27 protein-coding genes are annotated in these 25,332 nt (G+C 36.3%); all 27 read left to right on the forward strand.

Annotation, left to right across the window (positions count from 1 at the left end; translation table 11 throughout):
* The first annotated feature begins 197 nt into the window (after positions 1 to 197).
* The 27 genes from EHQ16_RS14825 to EHQ16_RS14955 all read left to right on the forward strand — a co-directional run bounded on the left by EHQ16_RS14825 (position 198) and on the right by EHQ16_RS14955 (position 25,332).
* The gene (locus EHQ16_RS14825) at positions 198 to 992 is read left to right on the forward strand and encodes a hypothetical protein (protein ID WP_135633101.1); all 795 of its coding nucleotides are present in this window, start codon (positions 198 to 200) and stop codon (positions 990 to 992) included.
* Between the two features lie 145 nt (positions 993 to 1,137).
* The gene (locus EHQ16_RS14830) at positions 1,138 to 1,476 is read left to right on the forward strand and encodes a MarR family EPS-associated transcriptional regulator (protein ID WP_135633099.1); all 339 of its coding nucleotides are present in this window, start codon (positions 1,138 to 1,140) and stop codon (positions 1,474 to 1,476) included.
* 58 nt (positions 1,477 to 1,534) lie between these two features.
* Positions 1,535 to 2,482 (forward strand): GDP-L-fucose synthase family protein, encoded by a 948-nt coding sequence (locus tag EHQ16_RS14835; RefSeq protein ID WP_135633097.1) that lies wholly within the window; start codon positions 1,535 to 1,537, stop codon positions 2,480 to 2,482.
* Between the two features lie 61 nt (positions 2,483 to 2,543).
* The gene (locus tag EHQ16_RS14840) at positions 2,544 to 3,551 is read left to right on the forward strand and encodes a phosphoglycerate dehydrogenase (RefSeq protein ID WP_135633095.1); all 1,008 of its coding nucleotides are present in this window, start codon (positions 2,544 to 2,546) and stop codon (positions 3,549 to 3,551) included.
* The gene (locus EHQ16_RS14845) at positions 3,548 to 5,293 is read left to right on the forward strand and encodes an ABC transporter ATP-binding protein (protein ID WP_135633093.1); all 1,746 of its coding nucleotides are present in this window, start codon (positions 3,548 to 3,550) and stop codon (positions 5,291 to 5,293) included. The genes EHQ16_RS14840 and EHQ16_RS14845 overlap by 4 nt, the downstream gene beginning before the upstream one ends.
* A 163-nt stretch (positions 5,294 to 5,456) precedes the next feature.
* On the forward strand, positions 5,457 to 6,629 hold the full coding sequence (gene pseC / locus EHQ16_RS14850; protein WP_135633091.1) for a UDP-4-amino-4,6-dideoxy-N-acetyl-beta-L-altrosamine transaminase: 1,173 nt from the start codon (positions 5,457 to 5,459) through the stop codon (positions 6,627 to 6,629).
* Positions 6,629 to 7,327 (forward strand): pseudaminic acid cytidylyltransferase, encoded by a 699-nt coding sequence (pseF, locus tag EHQ16_RS14855; protein WP_135633089.1) that lies wholly within the window; start codon positions 6,629 to 6,631, stop codon positions 7,325 to 7,327. The genes pseC and pseF overlap by 1 nt, the downstream gene beginning before the upstream one ends.
* Positions 7,328 to 7,358: 31 nt before the next feature.
* Positions 7,359 to 8,507 carry an N-acetyl sugar amidotransferase gene (locus EHQ16_RS14860; protein WP_135633087.1) on the forward strand — a complete coding sequence of 383 codons (1,149 nt, stop codon included), beginning with the start codon at positions 7,359 to 7,361 and terminating at the stop codon, positions 8,505 to 8,507.
* Positions 8,504 to 9,133, forward strand: a complete 630-nt coding sequence (gene hisH / locus EHQ16_RS14865) for an imidazole glycerol phosphate synthase subunit HisH (protein ID WP_135633085.1) — start codon at positions 8,504 to 8,506, stop codon at positions 9,131 to 9,133. Before EHQ16_RS14860 ends, hisH begins: the two co-directional genes overlap by 4 nt.
* Positions 9,121 to 9,897 (forward strand): imidazole glycerol phosphate synthase subunit HisF, encoded by a 777-nt coding sequence (hisF, locus tag EHQ16_RS14870; protein WP_135633083.1) that lies wholly within the window; start codon positions 9,121 to 9,123, stop codon positions 9,895 to 9,897. Before hisH ends, hisF begins: the two co-directional genes overlap by 13 nt.
* 353 nt (positions 9,898 to 10,250) lie before the next feature.
* Complete coding sequence (locus tag EHQ16_RS19605) at positions 10,251 to 10,784, forward strand: hypothetical protein (protein ID WP_244242102.1); 534 nt, start codon at positions 10,251 to 10,253, stop codon at positions 10,782 to 10,784.
* Positions 10,775 to 11,224 (forward strand): GNAT family N-acetyltransferase, encoded by a 450-nt coding sequence (locus EHQ16_RS14880; RefSeq protein WP_135633079.1) that lies wholly within the window; start codon positions 10,775 to 10,777, stop codon positions 11,222 to 11,224. The genes EHQ16_RS19605 and EHQ16_RS14880 overlap by 10 nt, the downstream gene beginning before the upstream one ends.
* Positions 11,217 to 11,912, forward strand: coding sequence for a PIG-L deacetylase family protein (locus EHQ16_RS14885; RefSeq protein ID WP_135633077.1), 696 nt, complete (start codon positions 11,217 to 11,219; stop codon positions 11,910 to 11,912). The genes EHQ16_RS14880 and EHQ16_RS14885 overlap by 8 nt, the downstream gene beginning before the upstream one ends.
* Before the next feature lie 5 nt (positions 11,913 to 11,917).
* Positions 11,918 to 12,598 (forward strand): formyl transferase, encoded by a 681-nt coding sequence (locus EHQ16_RS14890; protein WP_135633075.1) that lies wholly within the window; start codon positions 11,918 to 11,920, stop codon positions 12,596 to 12,598.
* Positions 12,595 to 13,680 (forward strand): pseudaminic acid synthase, encoded by a 1,086-nt coding sequence (gene pseI, locus EHQ16_RS14895; RefSeq protein WP_135633073.1) that lies wholly within the window; start codon positions 12,595 to 12,597, stop codon positions 13,678 to 13,680. Before EHQ16_RS14890 ends, pseI begins: the two co-directional genes overlap by 4 nt.
* Positions 13,681 to 13,728: 48 nt before the next feature.
* A complete protein-coding gene (locus tag EHQ16_RS14900; protein ID WP_244242103.1) occupies positions 13,729 to 14,211 on the forward strand; it encodes an acyltransferase in 483 nt (160 codons plus the stop codon).
* Complete coding sequence (locus EHQ16_RS14905) at positions 14,201 to 15,442, forward strand: class I SAM-dependent methyltransferase (protein ID WP_135633069.1); 1,242 nt, start codon at positions 14,201 to 14,203, stop codon at positions 15,440 to 15,442. Before EHQ16_RS14900 ends, EHQ16_RS14905 begins: the two co-directional genes overlap by 11 nt.
* A 6-nt stretch (positions 15,443 to 15,448) precedes the next feature.
* Positions 15,449 to 16,408 (forward strand): GDP-mannose 4,6-dehydratase, encoded by a 960-nt coding sequence (locus tag EHQ16_RS14910; RefSeq protein WP_135633067.1) that lies wholly within the window; start codon positions 15,449 to 15,451, stop codon positions 16,406 to 16,408.
* Between the two features lie 2 nt (positions 16,409 to 16,410).
* Positions 16,411 to 17,547 (forward strand): glycosyltransferase, encoded by a 1,137-nt coding sequence (locus EHQ16_RS14915; protein ID WP_135633065.1) that lies wholly within the window; start codon positions 16,411 to 16,413, stop codon positions 17,545 to 17,547.
* A 15-nt stretch (positions 17,548 to 17,562) separates the two neighbouring features.
* On the forward strand, positions 17,563 to 19,341 hold the full coding sequence (locus tag EHQ16_RS14920) for an LIC12162 family transferase (protein WP_135633063.1): 1,779 nt from the start codon (positions 17,563 to 17,565) through the stop codon (positions 19,339 to 19,341).
* A gap of 2 nt (positions 19,342 to 19,343) precedes the next feature.
* Positions 19,344 to 19,994: a 6-phosphogluconolactonase gene (pgl, locus tag EHQ16_RS14925; protein WP_135633061.1), complete on the forward strand. Its 651-nt coding sequence runs from the start codon at positions 19,344 to 19,346 to the stop codon at positions 19,992 to 19,994.
* A complete protein-coding gene (locus tag EHQ16_RS14930) occupies positions 19,991 to 20,863 on the forward strand; it encodes an NAD-dependent epimerase/dehydratase family protein (RefSeq protein ID WP_135633059.1) in 873 nt (290 codons plus the stop codon). The genes pgl and EHQ16_RS14930 overlap by 4 nt, the downstream gene beginning before the upstream one ends.
* Before the next feature lie 13 nt (positions 20,864 to 20,876).
* Entirely contained in the window at positions 20,877 to 21,716 is an 840-nt protein-coding gene (locus EHQ16_RS14935; RefSeq protein WP_135633319.1) for an FkbM family methyltransferase, read from the forward strand.
* 30 nt (positions 21,717 to 21,746) lie between these two features.
* On the forward strand, positions 21,747 to 22,355 hold the full coding sequence (locus tag EHQ16_RS14940; protein WP_279632422.1) for an HAD family hydrolase: 609 nt from the start codon (positions 21,747 to 21,749) through the stop codon (positions 22,353 to 22,355).
* Positions 22,352 to 23,086, forward strand: a complete 735-nt coding sequence (locus EHQ16_RS14945; protein ID WP_135633055.1) for an acylneuraminate cytidylyltransferase family protein — start codon at positions 22,352 to 22,354, stop codon at positions 23,084 to 23,086. The genes EHQ16_RS14940 and EHQ16_RS14945 overlap by 4 nt, the downstream gene beginning before the upstream one ends.
* A gap of 5 nt (positions 23,087 to 23,091) precedes the next feature.
* Positions 23,092 to 24,267, forward strand: coding sequence for a radical SAM/SPASM domain-containing protein (locus EHQ16_RS14950; protein WP_135633053.1), 1,176 nt, complete (start codon positions 23,092 to 23,094; stop codon positions 24,265 to 24,267).
* Positions 24,268 to 25,332, forward strand: a complete 1,065-nt coding sequence (locus EHQ16_RS14955) for a pyridoxal phosphate-dependent aminotransferase (protein ID WP_135633051.1) — start codon at positions 24,268 to 24,270, stop codon at positions 25,330 to 25,332.

The raw sequence follows: 25,332 nt of genomic DNA on the forward strand, positions 1-25,332 counted from the left end.
CATTGGTATTCCTTTGGGTAGGTCTTTCGTCAATTGGAAAGCGAGAGAAATGGATAAAGACCGTTCGGTTTCTTTTCTTTTTCTGCAAACATTGTTCATAACTTGAACAAAAGAGAATGCCTTGGTTTTTTCTTTGATGATTTTGCTTGTAAGTGTTGGAAAGGCCGTCATTGTGATCTGGGATTTTTGGTAGTTAAATGCATCGTTACTTGATTACTTTCGGAAACGTGATCCTTCTTGTGGTTTGGATTTTTTTTTCCATTTGGGTTTGGAAAAATTTAGAATTTCCGTTTGCTTTAACCGCTACCATTGCATCACAGTGCCTGATCATTTTTTTCTCCCACTTATTGAAACCAAGTTATCCAGAGAAAGTTTCTTTCATTCTTGTTACTATTTGTATCTTGGTTTTTCTTTTGTATTTTAAAGAAGAATTTCAAATCGTTAGAGAAATCGAATTGAGTTTGAAAGAGAAAAATTTGGTTTCAAATGAACCCAAAGATTTCGATCCAAAGTTTTTTTTATTAGATGGTTATCATTTGGATCCGCAGTTGATTCTAAATACCTCCATTTATAAAAAATCACATGACCATAAAGGACGGGACAATAGCCATACTTCGCATTATGTTTTGATTCCGCTCCGGTGGAAAGAGAATCCCAATGCGGAAATTCATTTCTTTGCCCTCGAGTCCAGTTTATACAGGTTTCATCATTGGCAAGAGGAGAGGGTTCATCCAAATTTTGGAGTTTTGATCCCACCTCAGGAAGACCATCAAAAATTACTAAAAGAGTTTTCCGAAAAACATTCGGTTCCACTTTCCAACTCTTTACGATTTGTTAGCTTGTATGAGTCGCCAGAGGATTGTATGCAATCTAAATTGTCTCTAGTCCATTTGGTTCTTTTTGTTTTCCCTTTCCTTTGGGCTCTAGTTGGTATTGTATCTTTTGTGTCATACTGGATCCGGAGCCGAGGGTATCCCCCCTCTGCCGGTTAGTTGGCCTGAGAATTTTTGTTCAAAACTTGAACAAAAATTTCTTTACTTCGTTCAAAGACTGAACACATTTTGTAAAAATAATGGGACTCAGGGGGCGAAGCTATGCCTGGTTCTCGTTCCCGACCTTTCTCGAAGCCTTTTTGTCATGAAAGAAAACTTCCAATACAATGACCACCACCTCAAACTTTTGCAATTGTTAGAGGAAAATCCCCATTTATCCCAGAGGGACGCATCGGATGTCCTGGGTCTTAGTTTGGGTAAAGTGAACTATATTTTGAAAGCCTTTTTGGATAAGGGCCTAATCAAAATGAATAACTTCCGTAATAATAAAAATAAACTTTCTTACACTTATCTACTAACTCCTCAAGGAATCGAAGAGAAGGCTAGAATCACCTTACATTTTTATGAAATCAAAAAACGAGAATACGAGGCCCTTAAAGCCGAAGTAGAAAAGTTAGGTGAAATTGCGGAAGAATTAATCTGATTTTAAAAATGAAATTACTTACTAATTTTTATCTTAATCGTTAATGGAAAATGCTTTAATGAATCAATCTTCAAAGATCTATGTTGCCGGTCACAGGGGACTAGTTGGTTCTGCTTTAGTAAAAGTTTTAAACCAATTAGGGTATAAAAATGTAATTGGTAGATCCCATTCTGAAATGGATTTAGCAAACCAATCTATGGTTTTGGATTATTTTGCTAAGGAAAAACCTGAATATGTTTTCCTCGCTGCCGCTAAAGTCGGTGGGATCCATGCAAATAATACTTATCCGGCTGAATTTATTTTTTCTAATCTGCAAATACAAAATAATATCATTGATGCATCCTACCGGTATGGGGTGAAAAAACTTTGTTTTTTAGGATCATCCTGTATTTATCCAAAGTTTGCAAGGCAACCCATGGAAGAAGGTCAGTTGTTGGATGGTAAACTAGAGCCAACAAACGAACCTTATGCGGTTGCAAAAATTGCCGGTATTGTGATGTGTCAATCGTACAATCGTCAATATAATACTAATTATATATCTGTTATGCCAACAAATTTATATGGACCGGGCGATAACTACCATCCTGAAAATTCTCATGTATTGCCAGCTCTCATCCGTCGTTTTCATGAAGCAAAGATAAACAAATTACCTGAAGTGGTGATTTGGGGAACTGGAAATCCTCTAAGAGAATTTTTATACTCAGAAGATATGGCAAGAGCCTGTGTTTTCCTAATGCAAAACTATGATGTCTCGGGAGATCCCAAAGGCGGCGAACATGTCAATGTTGGATCCGGAATTGAAGTGAGTATTAAAGAACTTGCAGAAACAGTAAAGGCGGTTGTTGGTTTTCCGGGAAATTTAACCTTTGATCTAACAAAACCAGATGGAACACCTAGGAAACTTCTTGATGTATCGAAACTTCATCGAATGGGCTGGAAACATGAAGTGGAGCTACGGGCAGGGGTGGCTTTGGCTTATGAAGATTTTTTACAAAAACAAAATTGATGAGTGGAGTCGTGCTTTATCAATGAAAATTGTATTTTTTTCGATATAATAACATTTACGTATGCATAAAATTTTTGTTTCTACTTTTCCATTTTGCCGAACAAGTCCTAAGGCTCTAGAGGTTTTGGAGTCAAATGGTTGTCAGGTGGTTGTTAATCCACTTGGTCGAAAAATGAAACCGTCTGAGGTAACCGAGGCGGCGCAAAATTTTGACGCTTTGATCGCCGGTACAGAAGAATTAACTCCTCTAGTGACAACTACGAAGTCATTAAAATTAATCTCTCGTGTGGGAGTTGGTTTAGATAGTGTTCCATTGGATCTCTGCAAAGAGAAAGGAATTTCTGTTGCTTATACACCAGATGCCGTTTCTCCTGCTGTTTCTGAGCTTGCCCTAAGTTTGATTGTGGATACAATGCGGAAGGTGACTTATTCAGACCGAGAGATTCGACGAGGTGAATGGACAAGGCCTTATGGTGAAAGGATTGGTGGTTCTACCATTGGAATTTTAGGATTTGGAAGGATTGGCAAACGAGTTGCTTCCCATCTTTTAGGTTATTTGCCAAAGAAAATTTTGGTTTGTGATCTGTTAGACCAAACTGAATCGATAACTCTATTCAATGATTCAGCATGCCAGATCGAAAAAATGAATGGAATGCTTGGGAAAAACTGGAGTAAAACTACTGTTGAACAAGTTAGTTTTCAAACTTTACTAAAAAAATCTGACGCGCTTACCATTCACCTTCCACTAACAAAAGAAACTAAAGATTTACTAAATTATGAGAACTTATCACTGATGAAAGCTAGTGCCGTTTTGATTAACACTGCTAGAGGCGGAATTGTTAATGAAAATGATTTATACAAAGTTTTAAAAGATAACTTAATTTCCGCAGCCGCAGTGGATGTATTTGAGGAGGAACCTTACAAAGGACCACTTTGTGAATTGGAAAATATAATTCTAACGCAACATATGGGTTCTTGTTCCAACGATTGTCGGGAAGACATGGAGAGGGAAGCTGCAGAAAATGTGGTTGGGTTTTTTAGTGGCGGAAGTTGGGAGAGGGTGGTATGAGGGTTCTTTCGGAAGAATACAGAAAACTTTGGAACTTGCTTTCAAAGAGAAGGAAAGTGCAGTATTTCCTTGTATTGATTTTAATTATCATAACAGCTTTTGCAGAGGTATTGAGTCTTGGGGCAATTATTCCTTTTTTGGGAGTTTTAATCTCTCCCGAAAAAGTCTTTGAAATTCACGAACTTCAGTTTCTTTGGGAAATTTTAAAAATCAAAAACTCAAATGAGATTCTTTTGCCGATCACCTTTATATTTGCAATAGGGGCACTTATTGCTGGTTTGTTTCGTTTATGCCTGCTATATATAACAACACGCCTTTCCTTTGCTATAGGAGCTGATCTTAGTGTAGAAATTTATAAGAGAACACTCTATCAATCTTATTTTGACCATGTCTCCAGAAACAGCGCTGATGTAATTAGTGGGATAACCTCAAAGGCAAATGGTGTTGTGTTTTATGTCCTTCAGCCAATATTAACTTTAGTATCTTCTGTGTTTTTATTATCAGTTATATTATTGGGTTTGTTTTCTATTGATCCATATATCACGACATTAGCGTTTGCGATTTTTTCTTTGCTTTATCTTGTGATTGCTTTCAACGCTAAGAAAAAACTTTCTCGAGATGGTAAAATTACAGCGCAAAGCCAAACTATCCTTCAGAAATCATTACAGGAAGGTTTAGGAGCCATTCGTGATGTTATCCTTGATGGAACTCAGCGTTTTTATATAAATCTCTATTCTCAAGCTGACATTCCTTATCGCAGGGCACAAGGTAATAGTCAATTTGTGAGCACGAGTCCGAGATACACAATTGAAGCACTTGGGATTGCCTTGATGGCGATTTTTGCCTATCAACTAAGTTTGTCATCAACTAATCTTCTCAATGTAATACCACTCTTGGGCTCATTGGCTATGGGTGCACAAAGGATGCTCCCGGTTTTGCAACAGTGTTATTCAGCATGGGCTTATCTGAAGATTGGTAAACCAACACTTATTGATGTTATTAAACTATTGGATCAACCATTTTCGGTAATTGAGCGTAATGCTGAAGAATCTTTCAGCGAGCGAATGATTCTAAGATCTTCCATCGAACTCAAGGATGTATCGTTTCGGTATGGGGATGGCTTACCTTTGGTTATAGACCGTGTTTCATTGAAGATTGAAAAAGGGCAAAGAATCGGTTTTGTAGGTAAGACGGGTAGCGGAAAAAGTACTTTGATAGACATTGTAATGGGTCTATTAACTCCAACAGATGGTAATTTGTGTGTCGATGGAACTACCGTTGATCAAAAAAATGTGAGCGAATGGCAACGGAACATAGCACATGTTCCCCAGTCTATATACCTATCAGATAGTACGGTTGCAGAGAATATTGCCTTCGGAATTTCTATAGACGAAATAGATTTTAATAGGGTTAGAACTGCTGCGCGCAAGGCTCAGATTGCAGATCACATAGAATCTCTGAAACTGGGTTATAATACCATTGTGGGTGAACGTGGAATCAAACTATCTGGCGGTCAAAGACAAAGGATTGGAATTGCCAGAGCATTATATAAAAATGCAACTGTGATTGTCTTTGATGAAGCGACGAGTGCGTTGGATAATGAAACAGAGAAAGCAGTCATGGAATCTATCGATGGGCTTGGAAAAGAATTAACCATTTTAATGATTGCACATAGGTTATCTACAGTTGAGAATTGTGATAAGATTGTGAGAATGGATAGCGGTCGGGTAGTGTCTGCGTGAGACGAAACGCCGTAGACGTAATTATTGTTTATCGGAAATATAAGGTTATATAAAGCTTCGTAAGACTGATATTCAGAGCATATTTTTTGATTAAATCATAGTAAATCAATTACAAACTAATTTCTATTTCTTAAAAAATCTTCAAAAAACTAAAACAAATATTATGATCCCATACGGAAAACAAAACATTAACCAATCGGATATTGATGCTGTTGTAAGTGTCTTGCAATCGGAATTTTTGACTCAAGGTCCATGGATTCCTAAGTTCGAAAAGATTGTTTCAACTTATTGTGGCACCTCATACGCTACCGCAACAAACTCTGCGACAGCGGCTCTTCATATCGCATGTTTAGCGTTAGGTGTCAATAAGGGCGATATTGTTTGGACTTCTCCAATTAGTTTTGTTGCAAGCGCAAACTGCGCACTTTATTGCGGTGCAGAAATTGATTTTGTTGATATTGATTCCAAAACTTACAACATCTCCGCAGACAGACTTGCTGAAAAGCTGGAGATCGCTCAGAGAAATAATAAACTTCCAAAAGTTGTAATCCCTGTTCATCTTGCTGGTCAGTCTTGTGAGATGGAAAGGATATTTGAATTATCAAAAAAGTATGGTTTTTATATCATTGAAGATGCTTCTCATGCGATAGGTGGAAAATATAATGGCGAGCCTATTGGTAGTTGTAAGTATAGTGATATTGCCGTTTTTAGCTTTCATCCAGTAAAAATAATAACAACAGGGGAAGGAGGTATGGCGTTAACTAACAGTGAAAAATTAAACGGAATTATGCAAAGATTGAGAAGTCATGGGATCACTAGATATCCGGCAGAAATGACTCATCCCCCGGATGGTTTGTGGTATTATCAGCAAATAGATTTAGGTTATAATTATAGAATTACAGATATCCAGGCCGCCCTTGGTGTAAGTCAGATGAACCGCTTAGATGAGTTTGTTCAAAAAAGGCATTCAATTGCAAACTATTATAACGTATTATTGAAGGATCTTCCCGTAGTCACTCCTTACCAGATGTCTGATGCGTTTTCTTCTTATCATTTATATATTGTTCGGCTAAAGCTGAAAGAATTGAATATCTCTCATAATCAGATCTTTGAACGATTTAGAAACGCTGGCATTTTAGTTAACTTACACTATATACCAATTTATAGGCATCCTTACTATGAAAAAATGGGATTCAAGAAAGAAGACTATCCAGAGTCAGAGTCTTACTATTCAGAAGCAATAAGTATTCCAATTTATCCTGAGTTGACCAATGAAGAACAGAAATTTGTTGTTCAAAGTTTATTAACACCCCTCGGGCACCAGACTATTTTTTAATGAAAGATATCATTGCCATCATCCCTGCAAGAGGTGGTTCTAAACGAATTCCTCGAAAAAATATAAAAGATTTTTTTGGTAAACCTGTGATTTCATATCCGATTATGAATGCCCTTGAATCAAAGATTTTTACAGAAGTGATGGTGTCTACTGACGATGAAGAGATTGCCTCAGTTGCAAAAAACGTTGGGGCCAATGTCCCGTTTATTCGAAGTGCAGAGAACTCTACCGATTTGTCTTCGACAGTCGATGTTCTCCTCGAGGTTTTATTTCAGTATGAAAAACTAGGTAGATATTTTGAGTATGGATGCTGTATTTATCCAAGTACACCATTATTAAAGCAGGCGAGGTTGGTCGAAGGTAGGAATTTGTTATTCTCCGAAGCAGATACAGATGTAGTCATTCCTGTTTTGCGATATTCCCACCCCATACAGAGAGCCCTTGCCATTGGGAAAAACCAGGAGATTACTCAACTCGATCCTAAGATGATGACAGCAAGAACTCAAGATCTGCAAATTGCCTATCATGACTCAGGACAGTTTTATTTTTTTAGAACCGAATCGTTAAGAAAATATAAAACTATCTGGTGTCCCAATGCGAAAGGTATTGAGTTAGAAGAATCAGAAACTCAAGATATAGATACTATAGAAGATTGGAAATTGGCAGAGTTGAAATTTAGACTTTTACAAAATAAATGATATCTCTTTAATTAATTAACAGGAATTTGAAATGATAAAATATTGTACTCGATGCGTAATGCCACATACGAAACCCGATCTTCATCTCGATGATGAAGGAATTTGTAATGCTTGTCGGTCTTATGAAAAACGAACCGAAGTAGAGTGGGTTTCCCGAGGAAAGGAACTAGATCTAATTATAGAAAAATATAAAAACAAAGGATCCAATTGGGATTGCATAGTTCCGGTTAGTGGAGGTAAGGATAGTACCTATCAAGTTGTCAGAATGATACAGCTAGGTCTAAATCCCTTATGTGTTACTGCCACTACTTGCGATCTATCTGCAATTGGCAGGAAAAACATTGAGAATATTAAAAAATTAGGGGTCGATTTGGTTGAGTTTTCTCCAAATCCGATCGTTCGTGCCCAGCTAAATAAAATTGGTCTTTCTGAAGTTGGGGATATTGCTTGGCCAGAACATGTTGGTATTTTTACGATTCCTATTCGTGCTGCAGTTCAGTTTAACATTCCTTTGGTGGTTTGGGGTGAAAACTCTCAAAATGAGTATGGCGGTCCTGCTGCCGCTGCCGAGAACAATGTGTTGACGAGGAGATGGTTGGAGGAATTCGGTGGTTTGCTCGGTCTTAGAGTATCTGATTTATCCGCTACATATGGTATTAATGAAAAAAATCTAATCCCATACCAATATCCTACTGATGAAGAGCTAAAAAGAGTAGGTGTTACTGGTTTGTTTTTAGGTCATTATCTTCCTTGGGATGGTCTTTCTAATGCATTGATAGCCCAGGCTAATGGATTTCATTCCTACGGAGAGCCATGTGAAGGTTCGATGGTTGATTATGAAAATTTAGATAATCATTTCCATGGAATACACGATTACTTTAAGTTTTTAAAATTTGGATTCGCTCGGGCAACAGATCAGGCATCTTTACATATTAGGCGCGGAAGAATTACACGCAAAGATGGTATGGAAGTTGTAAGAGAAAGAGATGGTAAATTTCCTTGGACATACTTGGGTAAATCTCTTGAGGCAATGCTTGATAAAATTGATGTTTCACTACCAGAGTTTCAAAAAATATGTGATCGATTTACCAATAAGAAAATATTTCTCAAAGATTCTAGCGGGGAGCTTTTGAGGGATAAATACGGAAATCTAACAAAAGTTAACTACGACAACGTATGAAAGTTGGTGTAATTAACTATGGAATGGGGAATCTAGGTTCTGTAGTCAAAGCTGTCGAAGATATTGGATACACTTGCAAAATATTAAGCCATCCAAAAGATATTTGGGACTGTGCGAGAGTGATTCTTCCTGGGGTTGGCTCTTTCTTTGATGGAATGGCTAGGTTAAAAGACGAAGATTGGCACACAGAACTTCATCAGTATGTATTAGAAGATAAAAATGCATTACTTGGAATTTGCCTTGGTATGCAGATGTTAGCTACTTTTGGTGATGAAGGCGGTGGTCACGAGGGATTAGGTTTGATTTCCGGTCGAGTAGAGCGATTTGACAAACTAGGATGTTCGGAGCGGATTCCCCATGTTGGATGGAATGAGATTGAAGAAAAGATTTCAGATCCGTTGTTTTCCAAAATTCCCAATAAAACTGACTTTTACTTTGTGCACAGTTTTGTATTTAATTGTGAAAAAACAGAAAATATAACTTCAACCTGTTTGTATGGCTTTCATTTTCCTGCTTCAGTGCGAAATGGAAATGTTATGGGTGTCCAATTTCATCCAGAAAAAAGTTCCAAAGCTGGAAGACAGTTAATACTTAATTTTTTAGAGCAAAAAGAATGGTCAAGGTAAGAATTATTCCAACGTTACTTTGGAAAGATTTGGGTCTAGTGAAAGGTGTTGGATTCAATAGTTGGAGAAGAATTGGATCATTACTTCCTGCTATTAAAGTTTTTAACGCTAGAGATGTGGATGAGTTGATTCTGAATGATATCGCTGCCAGTGTTTCTGGCCAACCTCCAGACTTCGATACTTTGGAAGGTGTGTCTAACGAATCTTATGTTCCATTCACTGTTGGGGGCGGAATCCAATCGGTCGATGATATAACGAAAATTTTGCGGTATGGTGCCGATAAGGTCAGTATCAATTCTTCTGCATACACAAGCCCTCGTATCATTGAAGAATCAGCAAAAAAATTTGGATCTCAATGTGTAGTTGCCTCTGTCGATGTAAAACGTAGTCCAGAGGGATATTTTTGTTATAGTCATTCTGGCACCAAAAATACCGGTCAGAAAGTCATTGATTGGGTTAAAGAACTTGAAGCCAGGGGTGCAGGTGAAATCCTTTTAACTTCTATTGATCGCGATGGTACAATGGAAGGATACGATTTGGAATTAATCAGTTTAGTTACATCAAATGTAAAAATCCCTGTCATTGCATCTGGTGGAGCCGGTAACTATCAAGATATGGTGGATGCCATCTTAATAGGGAAAGCTTCTGCTGTAGCCGCTGCAAGTATATTTCAATTCACTGACCAAACACCAACAGAGGCAAAAAAATATTTGCACAAAGCAGGTGTTTCTGTACGTAAAAACTTCGAAATCGGAAATTTTTAATATTGGTAATCATATTTAGTGAAGCCTTAGTTTCTACTGGGCTCGGACACCTAGGTCGCTGTACTGCTCTTGCAGAACAATTGTTAGAGCAGGGTAAGCAAGTTCTTTTGGTAGTCCACGCGGATGAATCGTTTCCTCATTGGGATTTCCCATGTGAAATTTTAAAGACGGAATGGATTGTCGAAACAAAGTTAAATAATTTTCTTCTTAATCTTTCCGACCCAAAGCTGATCTTTTATGTCGATTCTTATTTGGCTCCTTTAGATATTTATTATATTCTAAAGACTCATTGTAGTGAATTGATTTGTATCGATGATGACAAAAGATTGGATTATCCGGAGGGATCTACGATTTTGAATCCAGGTTATCCGGGACTTTTCCTCGGATATGACAGAGAAAAATTTAAGATTATAACGGGAAAAGAGCAGGTTCTATTGAGAAAGCCTTTCCGAAAGATTCAAAGAAAAAATGAAATAAATATACCTCCCAAAAAAATACTCATCACACTTGGCGGCTCTGACCCAAATAATCTATCCGTAAAAATTTTGCAAAATTTGGCTACACTCTTTCCTGACATGGAAAAACATTTAGTAGTTGGGCCTGGATTTACTAATGGCAATGAGTTACAAAAAATAGCAGACCAGGGAACATTCTTCTATAAAGACTTAAATGCGGAAAAAATGTGTAAGTTGATGTTAAGTGTCGATTTTGCGATTACTGCAGGTGGACAAACGATGTATGAGTTGGATGTTTGCCGTGTTCCTATGATGGTTATAGAAACAGCTGAAAACCAAAGGAATAATATTAGAGGTTTTGTTGAATTTCAAGGAGTTCAGGAAATTAAAAAAAACCAATTAGAAAGGATTGGAGAATTTCTTTGCATCTGAGCGTTAGGCCAGCTACGGAAGATGACTGTAAGCTGATATTTGATTGGGCCAATGAACCTGAAGTAAGAAATGCTTCTTTTTATACCGAAAAAATTGAATGGCCGAAACATGTTAGTTGGTTTTTGCAGAAGTTAAATGATCCAAATTCGCTAATTCTAATCTTTGAAGTTGATGGGTTAAATGCTGGTCAGATTCGGTTTGATAGAAATGGGGAATATTTCGAAATAGACTATTCTATCGATATTAATTATCGCGGAAAGGGGCTCGGTAAAAGCATAGTAAGTTTAGGGATTTCTAAAATTAATAGCCAGTTTAAAAAAACGATAAAGATTCTAGCTAAAGTAAAAAAAGGTAATTCAATTTCAGCAAAGGTTTTTCGAAACCTTGGTTTTAAAGAATTAAATTTGGTTAACGGTGATTATGAATTCAAATATGAATAAAAAAAATATTCTCGTGATTGCTGCTCATCCAGACGACGAAGTTCTTGGCTGCGGTGGAACGATAGCTCGATTATCAGCAGAAGGACACGATGTACATGTTTTAATACTTGCAGAAGGCCTTACGAGTAGAGAAATAAAGAGAGATCGAGAGTCAAAACAATCAGAATTAAATTCGCTATCGAATGATGCAAATAAGGCTAATTTTTCTTTGGGAGTAAAAACTGTTGAATTATTTGATTTTCCCGACAACCGCATGGATTCAATAGATCGATTGGATGTGATCAAAGTTGTGGAGCGAAAAATCGAAGAAATAAAACCTTCCCTATTATTTACTCATTTTGTAAATGATCTGAATATTGATCATCGTATCACTAACGATGCCGTTGTAACAGCTTGTCGTGCTTATCCTGGACAGGTAGTCGAGGAAATTTATTTTTTTGAAGTGGCTTCTAGTACTGAATGGCAAATATCGCCAAACTTAGGCGGCTTCCAACCGACTGTATATTTTAGATTGAATGCAAAATATATGGAAAAGAAGAAGACTGCACTTTCCTTTTATGGTTCGGAGATGAGAAAGTTTCCACATGCTCGTTCTATTGAGGCAGTTGAAGCACTAGGAATGTGGCGAGGTGCCAATATTGGTTTCGAATATGCCGAAGCTTTTATGTGTGCTCGGTTGATTCGATAAGATATATGAATGAGTACATTGTTGCTTCCGTGGGGAAGTGGAATCGAGTTCTGTTTGATGCTGAATCAGAAAAATTACCTGGTGTATGGAGATTTGTAGATTCACCGGAGCAATTAGATATTGTTTTAAAGGATACTAACCCGAGGTATATTTTTTTTCCACATTGGAGGTGGATCGTTCCAGAGAAAATTTTAAACAACGTTGAATGTATCTGTTTTCATATGACAGACGTGCCTTATGGTCGGGGAGGATCTCCTTTGCAAAACTTAATCATTCGTGGTCACAAGAATACGGTTTTAACTGCACTGCGAATGGAAAAAGGTTTGGATACAGGTCCCGTTTATATGAAACTCCCATTAAATTTAAGCGGTTCAGCAGAAGAGATTTATAATCGTGCATCTATTTTGACATGGAAGATGATCGCAGAATTAGTTGTTAGTGAACCCAAAGCTAATCCTCAGAAGGGAGAGCCTGTTCTTTTTAAGCGAAGAAAACCAGAAGAGAGTGAATTGTCAGAAGCTTTGGAATTAGAAAAAATTTATGATTTTATTAGGATGTTGGATGCGGATGGTTATCCAAATGCATTTATTAATTTTGGGAAGTATCAGTTACAGTTTAATCAAGCCAGATATTTTGAAGGAAAACTTTCGGCAAATGTAAAATTTATTTTGAAAGAAGAATTATGAATGTAGTAACAATTAATCAAAGAAGAATTGGAAAGGATTATCCTCCGTATATCATTGCTGAACTATCAGCAAACCATAACGGTAAAATAGAACGTGCATTAGAGACAATTCGATACGCAAAAGAAGCAGGTGCTGATGCAATCAAAATTCAAACTTATACTGCTGACACTATGACTATTGATTGTGATAAAGAAGATTTTCAGATCCATGGTGGACTTTGGGATGGATATAAGTTGTATGATCTTTATAAATGGGCAGAAACTCCTTTTGAATGGCATAAAGAAATCTTTGATTATGCAAAAAAAATTGGGATTACTTTGTTTTCGACTCCTTTTGATGAGACGGCTGTTGACTTACTCGAAGATTTAAACGCACCAGCTTATAAGGTTGCCTCGTTCGAAGCTACGGATCTACCTTTGATTCGATATATCGCCTCTACTAAAAAACCAATGATCATGTCGACCGGTATGGCCAACTTAAATGAAATTGAAGAAATGGTCGAGGCAGCAAAGATTGCTGGCTGTAAGGATCTTATACTTTTGCATTGTATTAGTAGTTATCCAGCTCCGGTCGATCAGTCAAATCTTCTTACGATTCCAGACATGAGAGAAAAGTTTGGAGTGCAAGTTGGGTTATCGGATCATACAATTACGAATACTGCATCGATCGCATCTGTTGTCTTAGGTGCCACTGTAATTGAGAAGCACTTTATTTTGGATAGGGCAGACAAAGGGCCGGATTCAGAATTTTCGATTACACCTGAGGAATTAAGATTACTCTGTCGTGATGCCAAGGATGCTTGGCTTTCGTTAGGTTTAGCAGGGTATGAACGAAAACCTGCAGAAGAGGCCAATGCCAAATTTAGACGATCTTTGTATTTTGTAGAGGAATTAAAAGCAGGTCAAGTGATTGAAAAACACCACATCCGACGAATCAGGCCTGGGTTTGGATTGCCTCCCAAATTCGAAATGGATGTAATTGGTAAAAAGGCCAAGGTGAATATAGAAATAGGAACCCCTGTTAAATGGGAAATGTTAGATACTATTAATAAGCATCATTCTGATATTTTTAAAAACTCATGAGGATGTAATTGGAGATTCAACAGAATGAAAGCGAGACTACGAAATATTATGCGACCGATAGTCCGGTTCTTTTTATATTATTTCTATGAAACTTCATATACAGTTGGCGGAAATGGAAAGGTCTATCTTGGTGAAAAAGTTGCAACTGCGAATACAATCTTTAACGTATCTAGTGGCTCCATTTACGTTGGAAATAGAACAATTTTTAGCAATAACGTAATGGTTATCACTGGGCGTCATCTTTTTTACGATGGAAAACGCGCATCTTTATTACCAGGTGGGAATAGTGAGTCCTGGGGAGGCGGCCCTGAAGAGGTGCCCGAGTCTGGGTATGATATACGTATCGGTGATAGTTGTTGGATTGCTGCCGGCGCAATCATTTCCGGCGGTGTAACAATTGGTAATGGAGTGATTGTGGCAGCTAACGCAGTTGTTACGAAGAATGTGCCTGACTTTGCTATTGTGGCTGGAGTTCCGGCAAAAAAAATTGGGGATACGAGAAAAACAAAAGGAAAACTAAATGTCAAATAAGATCAGCGAAATCACAGCTTGTAGAATCAGCGGAAGTAAAAATTTAATTTCGGTTTTAAATTTAGGAAATCAAACCCTTACGGGTGTATTTCCTAAATCTAAGGACGAAGTGATCACATCAGGTCCCTTAGAATTAGTTCTCTCACCGGAAAGTGGTCTCCTTCAATTAAGGCATTCTTACGATTTAGACGAAATGTATGGAATGAACTATGGATATAGGTCTGGGTTAAACCAATCTATGGTAAAACATTTGCAGCAAAAAATTGATTTTTTGGTTAGGCTGAATCCATTGTCATCGGGTGACATTGTTCTAGACATCGGCAGTAATGATGCTACTACTCTAAAATCCTACAAAACTTTAGGAATCAAGAGGATAGGGATAGATCCTACAGGAAAGAAATTTTCTGAGTATTATACAGATGGCATAGAGCTTGTACCTGATTTTTTTACGAAAGATAACTTTAGAAAGATTTTTCCGAAACAAAATGCGAAGATAATTACTTCGATCGCAATGTTTTATGATTTAGAATCACCTAAGAAATTTGTTTCAGACATTTATGATGTTTTGGCACCAGATGGTATTTGGCATTTTGAACAAAGTTACATGCCTACTATGCTTCGTATGAATGCGTATGATACAGTTTGTCACGAACATCTAGAGTATTATTCATTAAGCGTAGTTAAAAAATTACTTAATGAATGTGGCTTAAAGGTTATTGATGTTCAAATGAATTCTGTCAATGGTGGTAGTTTTGCTGTTACTGCGGCAAAAAAAGAATCGCAACTTAAATCAAATGACGCCGTAATTAATTGGATGTTAGACCAAGAAGACCGGATGGGATTACATACACCATCTCCATACAGAAAGTTTGAAGAAAGAGTATTTCAACATAAGGAAAATTTGACAAGTTTAATTAAAGCGCTAGTATCTGACGGAAAAAAAGTTTTTGGATATGGAGCATCAACAAAAGGAAATGTGCTTTTGCAGTTCTGTCAATTCACTGAAAAAGATATTCCATATATTGCGGAAGTGAACCCAAATAAATTTGGATCTTATACTCCTGGTACTTTAATTCCAATCGTTTCGGAGTCGGAAGCGAAAGCTATGAAGCCAGATTATATGTTAGTATTACCTTGGCATTTTAGAGATTCAATTATTGCTAGAGAACAAGAGTATCTTGCTAGTGGTGGTAAACTTATTTTCCCTCTTCCTGAGATTGAAATTGTTTAGTAAATAATGCGAGTTTTAGTTATTGGTCATTCTGGACAGGACGGAAAGCTTCTAGTCGAAGATTTAAGAAATGCAGATCACTCTATATTTGGGTTTTCTGGAAAATCCTATTTCTCATCTGAAGAAATTAAACTTTCAGTTCAGCCAAAATTGGAAGACATTGAATCACTTAAATATCTTTTAAAAGTATTTAAGCCAGATCAAATATATTATCTTGCAGCATATAATAAATCAGCAGAAGAAAAAGATTTAGAAGATATCCAAGAAGATTTTCTGAAGTATCAGCTAGTAAATTCAACGGGTTTGTTGAATGTTCTTGTTGCCATGAAGGAAGAATTGCCAAAAACACGTTTATTTTATGCTTCTTCTTCATTAATATATTCTGGCGAAGGTGATGTCCCCTTAGATGAAAGTTCTCCTATGATCCCGAACGGTTTTTATGGAATAACAAAGGCTGAGGGAGTATGGATAGCAGAGTATTTCCGTAAAGTTTATGGATTGTTTGTCTCTGTTGGAATTCTTTTCAATCATGAGTCAGGTTATAGAAAAGAATCATTTTTAACTCAAAAAATAATCCGTGGAGCAATTCGTATTGCTTCCGGATCCAATGAAAAATTAATTCTGGGTGATTTAGATGCGAGAGTCGATTGGAGTTATGCATTCGATTTTATTGAGGCATTTCAAAAGATCCTGAGTTGCAACGAACCCGACACTTATATTGTTGCAAGTGGGGAGAGCCATTCTGTTGCTGAGTTCGCAGAACAAACCTTTGCTTTTTTTAACTTAAATGCTTCTGATTACTTGTTAGAAAATAAACAATTGTTAAATAGGAAGTCTACGTTAAGAGTGGGTAATCCATCAAAGTTAATTACTAAAACTGGCTGGAAAAGGTCGATTGATTTTAAAACTTTCGTTCAACAGTTGATAAAAGACACTCTAGTTGAGTTAGAGAGGAAACAAACTTAGGTATGGTAAAATCGTTTTTTTTTGATTATTTAATTCCGAGGATAGGACTTCCTATATACTGGCTTGTAAAACTATTTTTTTTACCTTATTACGCTGTATTTTGTTTTAAATATAAAAAGAATAGAAAAGAAAAATCTGTTTTGGTTTTGGAAGCTGGTGTGACCGGTTGGCAGTCAATTGAGTTTAAAGAATTGTATCAAACAGCTTCCGAGTTTTTAGGAAAAGATTCAGTTGTAAAAGTTGAGATTAGTAAAGACCTAGATTATGTAAGTCAAATAAAGTCGACTATCTTAGAACATAGACCAACTCATTATTTTTATGACCCTCGCACAGGTAGCCAATCTTGGTTTGAGGGTTTTATACAATCCTTGCGTGTACTTCGTCTTTTTTTGCGACATGGTATTATCCCTATTGTTTTGCTGACTGATTTTTCTTATCGTACATGGCGAATTCAATCAATCGTTGTATCTACCTTTCGTGGATGTGTAATTAGTTTTTTAGCATTTAAAGAAGGCTATCCACTGTTTCCGCATAGTAGGGTTACGTCTCCAGCACTAATGCCGCTTTCAAAAGCAACTTTTGATACTTTTGAAGGTTTTAAAATAAAATCTAAGCCTAAAGGCAAAGAAACAAATGCTCAGGTGAAATTTATTGGTTCCTTGTATGAGCCAAGAACATCTTTTTTAAATGCAGTTAAAGATCTTCTACACAAAAGGAAAATTGAGTTAGAAATACGAGGACGGGTACCGGGCGAGCCAAGGCGAAGTGACGAAGAATATTGGTCTGTATTAGGTACAACGCCGATTATTTTAACAACTGCCCAACAAATTGATATAGCATTGAATGATTGGAAATGGATTCAACAACTTACATATCGTTATCTGGAAGCAATGGCTGTTGGAACGCTGTTAATTGCCCCTGAAGTTCCAGGAATGAGAAGGTTTTTTATTCCTGGCGTACATTTTGTAAGTTATGATACAGAAGAAGATGCGGCAAATAAAATTGAATACTATATTCATAATCCGAAAGAACGAAAGCTTTTATCGGAAAAAGGGGCCGAAAAGGCGGAGCATTTAATAAAAAGTAATATTTATTGGCTTCTGATCGATAGTCTCTTGGGTTCAGACTCATTAACATAGTTTATTATTGAACGAATGAATTATCCTTATTTGGTTACAACTGCAATTGAGGAAACTTGGAGTTTTGATTCGCAGAATATATTTTTAGGCGAATGGTGTAAGAGATACGAGCGGCGGGAAATTTATGGTAAGCTTGATTATCAAGTGTTACCCTTTCATTGGCGAGATAGAGAAAAGTTATCTAGAGATTTTCACTATCTTAATGATTTAAAGGATCGCATTTTTTCTGAACTTATTCTCCGTTTTGATGAAATTCACCTAACAAACTTCAGTCCTCGCCAATGGCGGATAATTTTAGAACCATGGCTACTGACTTATATTTCTGTTTTATTTGATCGATGGGAAATTGTTCGAATGGCTTTTGAAGATAAAGACATTCAGTATAAAGTTGTTCGGTTAAATATTGTTAAGAATGCGCCTGAAGATTTTACTGAGTTTGGTGATGAGGTTAATACTGATAGCTGGAATCATGTGATTTTTAATCAAATACTCGATTTTGAATATGCTAATCAAGTGGTGTGGGAAAATCGAAGTTTTCAGGAGAAAAGTATTAAGACGTTGAGGCGAAGAGGGAAAAAAACAAACCTTCTTCTTTTCGTTGATAATTTACTTTCTTTTTTTGATCGAAAAGAGAAACCAATTCTCTTTTATCGAGCATATCTATCTCTTAAACAACTGATCATTTTCCACCTTTTCTTTTTTCAAATCCCGAGGTTCTATGAAAATGAATTTGAGTTTACCGTTGATGTTGCGCTAAGTTCAAAGATGCGTGATTTTGCTTTAAAAATTCCGTCTAAGAATAGATTTGAAGATTTTCTTTTTAAACAATTGGTTGAAAATATTCCAAAATCCTATCTTGAATCTTATTCGTTTCGATACGAAAGGACTAAAAAAAAATACAATCCAAAGATTATATTTACTGCCAATGCGCATTGGTCCAGTGATAATTTTAAAATCTGGGCTGCTTTAAAGAGTAAAACCAATCAGTCTAGATATATTTTAACTTCTCATGGAGGTGCTTTTCCGCCTCAGCTATCTGGTTTTGATAGGTTTCAATCAGAAGTAGCTGATAGTAATGTAACCTGGTATAAATCAAGTGAAGTTAAAGATATTCAGCTACCTGCGCTTAAATTATTGGGACGCAAAGCGAAATCCCTTAGTGAAAATTTTTCAATCATTGCTTTGCATAATCGAATTTCATATAGCTATAGGGCTGAATCTGCGCCTATGTCTTCGTTATCTTTAGATACGTTTGATTTAACTGTAGGTTTTATTAACGCATTGAATAAAGATATTTTTGAATCCTTGCGAATCAAAGCCTATCCGACTAGTGGATGGGGACAAGATAACCGTTTCGACGAAATATATGGCTCTAATATATTGTATGGTTCTGAAAATAAGTTAACAGATATATTTGATATCTCAAAACTTATAATTTGCACATATCCACAAACTACTTTTGCAGAAGCAATGGCTACTAGAAAGCCAACTATTCTTTTATATGATGCGAAAAATTGGGAATTTTCTGATTACACTTGCGAATTACTAAACGAAATGATGAATGCAAATATAGTTTTCCATGATCCAATTAAGGCTGCTCACCATATCAATTCAATAAAAGATAATATTGAACATTGGTGGGAAGATCCCATAACGAAGAAAGCTAGAGATGATTTTTCTGATGTAGCATTAGGATACAGAAAGAATGAAAATCCACTTCTTAAATGGGTGTCATTTTTCAGGAACGAAATTAAAGTTTATGACAAAGAGAAAAATACCAAACTCTTTGATTAAAGATGGATTTACATTATTTCTCTATTTCCGCGATTATTCAGAAAATTGAATCATATTTGATTAAATATAATCAAGATAGTAGAATTCACATTTTGTTATCCGGCGGAAACACGCCACTTCCCATTTACAAAAGATTCGTCGATTTGAATATTCCTTGGGAAAAGGTAAATTTCTGGTTAGCAGATGAGCGCTCTTACCCCAAGGATCATCCAGAGAGAAACGAAACGATGGTCAAAGAAGCTTTGGGAACCGGAGTCATAGAATTGTCAGAATTTCAATCTTTTTCTTCAGACAATCCAGAAGATATGGCTAAAGAATATGAAGCAAAACTAGTAAGTGTATCTATATTCCATTTGGCAATATTGGGTATTGGTGAAGATGGGCATACTGCTAGTTTATTTCCAGGAAATAAGTTAGGGGAATCTGACTCTGAAGCTAATGTTATTCCTGTTTTTAATTCTCCGAAAGCTCCTTCAGAGAGAGTATCTCTTTCAATTAAAAGAATCAATGATTCCAAACATATTTTGTTTCTAGTTTCAGGAGATTCAAAACAAAAAATTGTGGATAGAGTTTTAAAGGGAGATGATCTTCCTGCAGCTAGAGTGAGTGGCCGTAAAACCACAGAAATATTGTATTTAAGGGAAAATCAATGAAGGTATTAGTATTTGGTGGATCAGGTTTTCTCGGATCTCACGTAGCAGACGCTTTAGCAGATGCAGGACATGAAGTAACCATTTTCGATTTAGTAAAATCGTATTGGTTGCGTTCTGATCAGACATTTGTTTCTGGCGATTTATTAGATGAAAAGATTGTTTCCGAAATCGTTTCTGGCTTTGATATAGTTTATAATTTTGCAGCACTTGCAGATTTAAACCAAGCTTTAGATAAGCCAGTTGATACAATTCGTATCAATGTACTCGGAAATACTTATATTCTGGAAGCTTGTAGGAAACATAAGGTAAAACGATTCATATATGCAAGTACTGTGTATGTATATAGTCGTGAAGGTGGCTTCTACAGGTGCAGTAAACAAGCGTCAGAAAGTTATATCGAGGAATATCAAAAATGTTTTGGCTTGGATTTTACGATTCTTCGATATGGCTCTTTATATGGCCCAAGATCCGATGAATCAAATGGACTCTATCGTATTGTAAAATCTGCTTTAGAAACAGGGCGGATTACTTATGAAGGAAGCGCTGACAGTTTAAGAGAATACATCCATGTTGAAGATGCTGCCAAGGCAAGTGTTATAGCAATGGGAGATGAGTTTAAAAACCAAAGTGTAGTTTTAACAGGGCAAGAACCTATGAGAGTCATCGAACTTCTTAAGATGCTTGCAGAAATCCTCGGAAGGCCCGATTCAATAGAATTTTTAGAAGGCGATCAAGTTGGGCATTATGTGAGAACACCTTATGCTTATCAACCAAAGTTAGGAAGAAAATACATTCCTCCCATGCATGTGGATCTTGGCCAGGGTTTGTTACAATTGATTGATGAAGTTAGACATATTGCAAATGAATAGAGTTGGAGGAAGCGTGAAGAGAATTATTTTGGAATTTATTCGTAGGGTTTTAAAGATAGTCTATAGTGTATTATTACGCTTTAGAATTGGACGAGAGTTTTTCGATATAATTATGAAAGGCTCTTGGCAAGAAGTTTTGTCTGTAAATCATAACGGCATAAATTTTCAATTTGCCGTTCCTGATTCACTTAATAAGTATCGTGCTGTTACTTTTTCTGAGAAAGAGCCTGAAACTTTGGAATGGATTGATGGGATTGCAAAGGGGTCTGTTCTTTGGGATATTGGCGCAAACGTCGGTTTATATTCATGTTATGCGGCGAAAGCTCGAAATTGTAAAGTTTTTTCATTTGAACCCTCTGTTTTTAATTTAGAATTATTATCGAGGAATATTTTTGTAAATGGATTGTCGGATAAGATCGTTGTACTGCCAATTCCTCTATCAGACAAACTCTCAATAAGTAAATTAAATTTGACAAGCACTGATTGGGGGGGGGCTCTATCTACATTTGGAAAAGAATACGGTCACGATGGAAAAGCTTTAAAGAAAACATTTGAATACCAACTAGTGGGACTATCTATTGATGAGGTAATCAAATTTTTAAAAATTCCAGCACCTGATTATATTAAAATGGATGTAGATGGAATTGAGCAGTTGATACTAGCTGGTGCTAAGTCAACTTTAAAAAATGTAAAAAGTGTTAGTATTGAGATAAATGAAGATTTTATCGAGCAGCGACGGAATAGTGAGAAAATATTAGCTTCTTCTGGATTAAAATTCAAAGAGAAGCGACATGCTGAAATGTTCAATAATAGTATTTTTAAAAATACATATAATCAAGTTTGGGTTAGGTAAATTCTAAATTCACTTAGACATTTCAAACTCATCTTTTGGGATTTTGACGGAGTCATTAAAGATTCTGTCGATGTAAAAACAGATGCTTATATTTCTTTATTTCCGAATGCACCTAGGGAAGTTTTAGAGAAAATTAAATCCCATCATTTAGAATACGGTGGGATCTCTCGGTTGGAGAAAATTCCGATTTATTTGGATTTGGTTGGTATACAACCTACAAACCAGGTGATCACCGAGTATCTAGATCAGTTTGCTAACTTAGTCGTTCAAAAAGTAATTTCTTCTCCTTGGGTTCCTGGCGTGGAACAAACCTTAAAACAAAAACAGAATGATCAGAAGTTTGTCATTGTAACGGGTACACCACAAACAGAAATCGAAGAGATTTTGGTCCAATTGCAAATAAATTCTATTTTTGATCGTATTTTTGGGGCACCGACACAAAAATCGAAAGCGATTGAGTGGGCATTACAAAACTACAATAGCAAAATCGAAGATTCGATTTTGATCGGCGATAGCAAAACAGATTGGTTGGCTGCACAAAAAACAGGCATTCAGTTCCTCCTTCGGGAAACAGATAATAGTGATTTTTCAATTCATTACTCGGGAAATAAAATAAAGGATTTTATAGGTTTCATATGATAGTAGCACTCCTTCTTGGAAGAAAAGGTAGTATTGGTTTTCCTGGCAAAAATACATTTCCCATTATGGGAAAACCATTGGCTTGGTATCCAATGAATATTGCCAAACGAACAAGAGAGATTGACAAAGTTTATCTTTCTACGGACGACCCTGAACTAAAGAATCTGGCTATGCTTGAGGGTGTTGAAGTCATCGATCGTCCTTCTCATCTTGCAACCAAAGAAGCGTTAGGTGAGCATGCTTATCAACATGGATTTTCAGTCATTCAGGAGAGAAATCCAGGGCAGACAATTGAATTAGTTGTATTACTTTTTTGTAATGCAGCGACTGTAACTTCTGATACGATTTCAAATGGTATCAAACAACTAAGAGAAAATAAAGACGCAGATTCGGCAGTGACTGTCTCCAAATACAATATGTGGTCACCGCTTCGTGCACGAAAAAAAGATTTCAATGGTTTTCTTCAACCATTTGTTCCTTTTGAGACCTTTGGAGACCCTAAAACCTTAAATTGTGATCGTGATTCGCAAGGTGATGTTTTATTTGCTGATATGGGAGTATCCATTGTTCGTCCCCAAAATTTACTTCATTTGGAAGATGGAATGCTTCCTCAAAAGTGGATGGGACAGAAAATTTTGCCTCTTTATCAAGAAGCGGGATGTGACGTTGACTATGAATGGCAAATCCCAGTGGTAGAGTGGTGGTTAAACAAATACGGTGAGTTTAGGTAACTAGTATGAAAGAGATAGATCCAAAAGTATATAAGAAACATCACAGTTTTCAGGATTTTAAAAGTCATAAAACTGGAATCATAGAATACCAAAAGGGCAGAGCTGTTCGTGTTTTAAATGAATGGTCAGTAGGAACTCTTGTAACCAATCATCCCATCCATCTAAAGGAAAATTTTAAAGAAACCTTAGCCCAAGTTTTAGCTGATTTAACATCTACCTCTGAAGAAGTTTTATTTAAGATCACTCCTTTTATAGCTGAGGAGATGTACACATATAGCGATGAAGAACTTCTCCGTTTCTTTTATCATAGATACAGATACGATGTATTCCCTCAATTAGAGAAGTTAGACCAATATCCTCCTTATTTGCAAATTGAACCATCTTCCATTTGCAATTATCGTTGTGTGTTCTGTTACCAAACAGATACTAATTTCTTTAAAAAAACAACTCCAGGTATGGGCCAAATGAGTTTGGATCTTTTTAAAGAGATTGTTGACCAAGCTACAAATAATATTGAATTTCTTTCGCTTGCTTCGAGGGGAGAACCGCTACTCGCAAAAGAGATTGAAGGGATGTTGGTATATGCTAAGGATAAATTTTTAAACCTAAAAGTAAATACTAATGCCTCTTTGTTAACAGAATCAAAAGTTCATGCCCTCCTTGCGGGAGGTGTAAAAACTGTAGTTTTTTCTGCAGACGCGGCTGAGGAGCCATTATATAGTCAGTTGCGAGTCAATGGTAAACTAGATAAGGTTCTGAAAAATATAGAAATGTTTCAGAATATAAGACAGAAAGAATATTCTTCAGTTCCTATCATTACAAGAGTATCAGGTGTAAAGGTAACGGAAAAACAGGATATGGATTCTATGGAAAAAGTTTGGGGTAACCTTGTAGACCAAGTAGCATTTGTTAACTACAATCCTTGGGAAAATATTTATGAGGCAAAACCCAATGGTCAAACGAAAGCATGTTCCGATTTGTTTCGTAGAATGTTCATTTGGCAAGACGGATTAACGAATCCATGTGATAGTGATTACAGGTCTACTTTGCAAATGGGAAAATTCCCTGAAAAATCTATATCGGAATTATGGCGGATGGAAAGATATGAAGGTTTGCGTGCTGCTCATAAATCAGGAAACAGGCAAATAGTCAATCCATGTAAAGGATGTGCGGTGGTATAAATGCCAACAAAATATCGAAAACACATTGATGCGGTCTATCGATTAAGAGGTGAGTTGAATACTCGCCTTGACAAGCTAAGGTTGGATAAAAATGAAAGGATAAATCGTTTTCCAGCTAATGTGTTAGAATTCTTAAGAAGTAAAATCGATTCAGATTTAATTACAGCTTATCCAGAAACAGAGCCTCTCTATTTGAAACTAAGTAAATATCATAATGCTAAACCGGAAAACTTTTTAATCACAACTGGAGCAGATGGTGGAATTCGTTACTGTTTTGATACTTTTGTCAATGAGGGTGATGAAATCGTGTTTTTATCACCCACTTTTGCAATGGTGGATATATATGCAACTTTATGGAAAACGAATAAGAAGATAGTTACTTATGCTGATGATTTATCCATTCAAGTCGATGATATTATGAATGCAATTTCTCCGATGACATCATTGGTAATTATCGCAAATCCTAATAGTCCCACCGGTAATTCGCTTCCTGCCAATTCGATTAAACAAATTATCCGTAGAGCAGCGGATTTAAATGTTCCTATATTAATTGATGAAGCGTATTTTGGATTTTCAGATATAACAGCTGAACCTTTTTTAAAAGAATTTGATAATTTAATTATTGCCAGAACTTTTTCCAAAGCATTTGGACTTGCGGGATTACGGATTGGTTATTTGTATTCCAATGAGTCATTAATCTCTAAAATGTATAAATTTAGACCAATGTATGAAGTAACATCTGTATCGTTACTTTTTGCTGATTACTTATTAGACAATCCCGAAATAGTTACTGATTATATAAAGTCAACTAGGAATGGTCTTTTATATCTGGCTGCGGTTTTGGATCGATTAGGACTGTCTTATATAACAACTGATACAAATTTTATCCATGTAGATTTTGCTAATAAAAAAGAGTCTGCGGTAAAGATCTTCGAAAAGAATTCTCTTTTGGTAAGGGGTGGTTTGCCTTTTCAGGGATATGAAAATTTTCTGAGATTAACTATTGGTCCCCAGGAACAAATGATGATCCTGGAGAATAGTTTAAAAGAAATTGTAGGGCCATAA

This window comes from Leptospira kanakyensis (assembly GCF_004769235.1).
GTDB classification, from domain to species: Bacteria; Spirochaetota; Leptospiria; order Leptospirales; family Leptospiraceae; genus Leptospira_A; species Leptospira_A kanakyensis.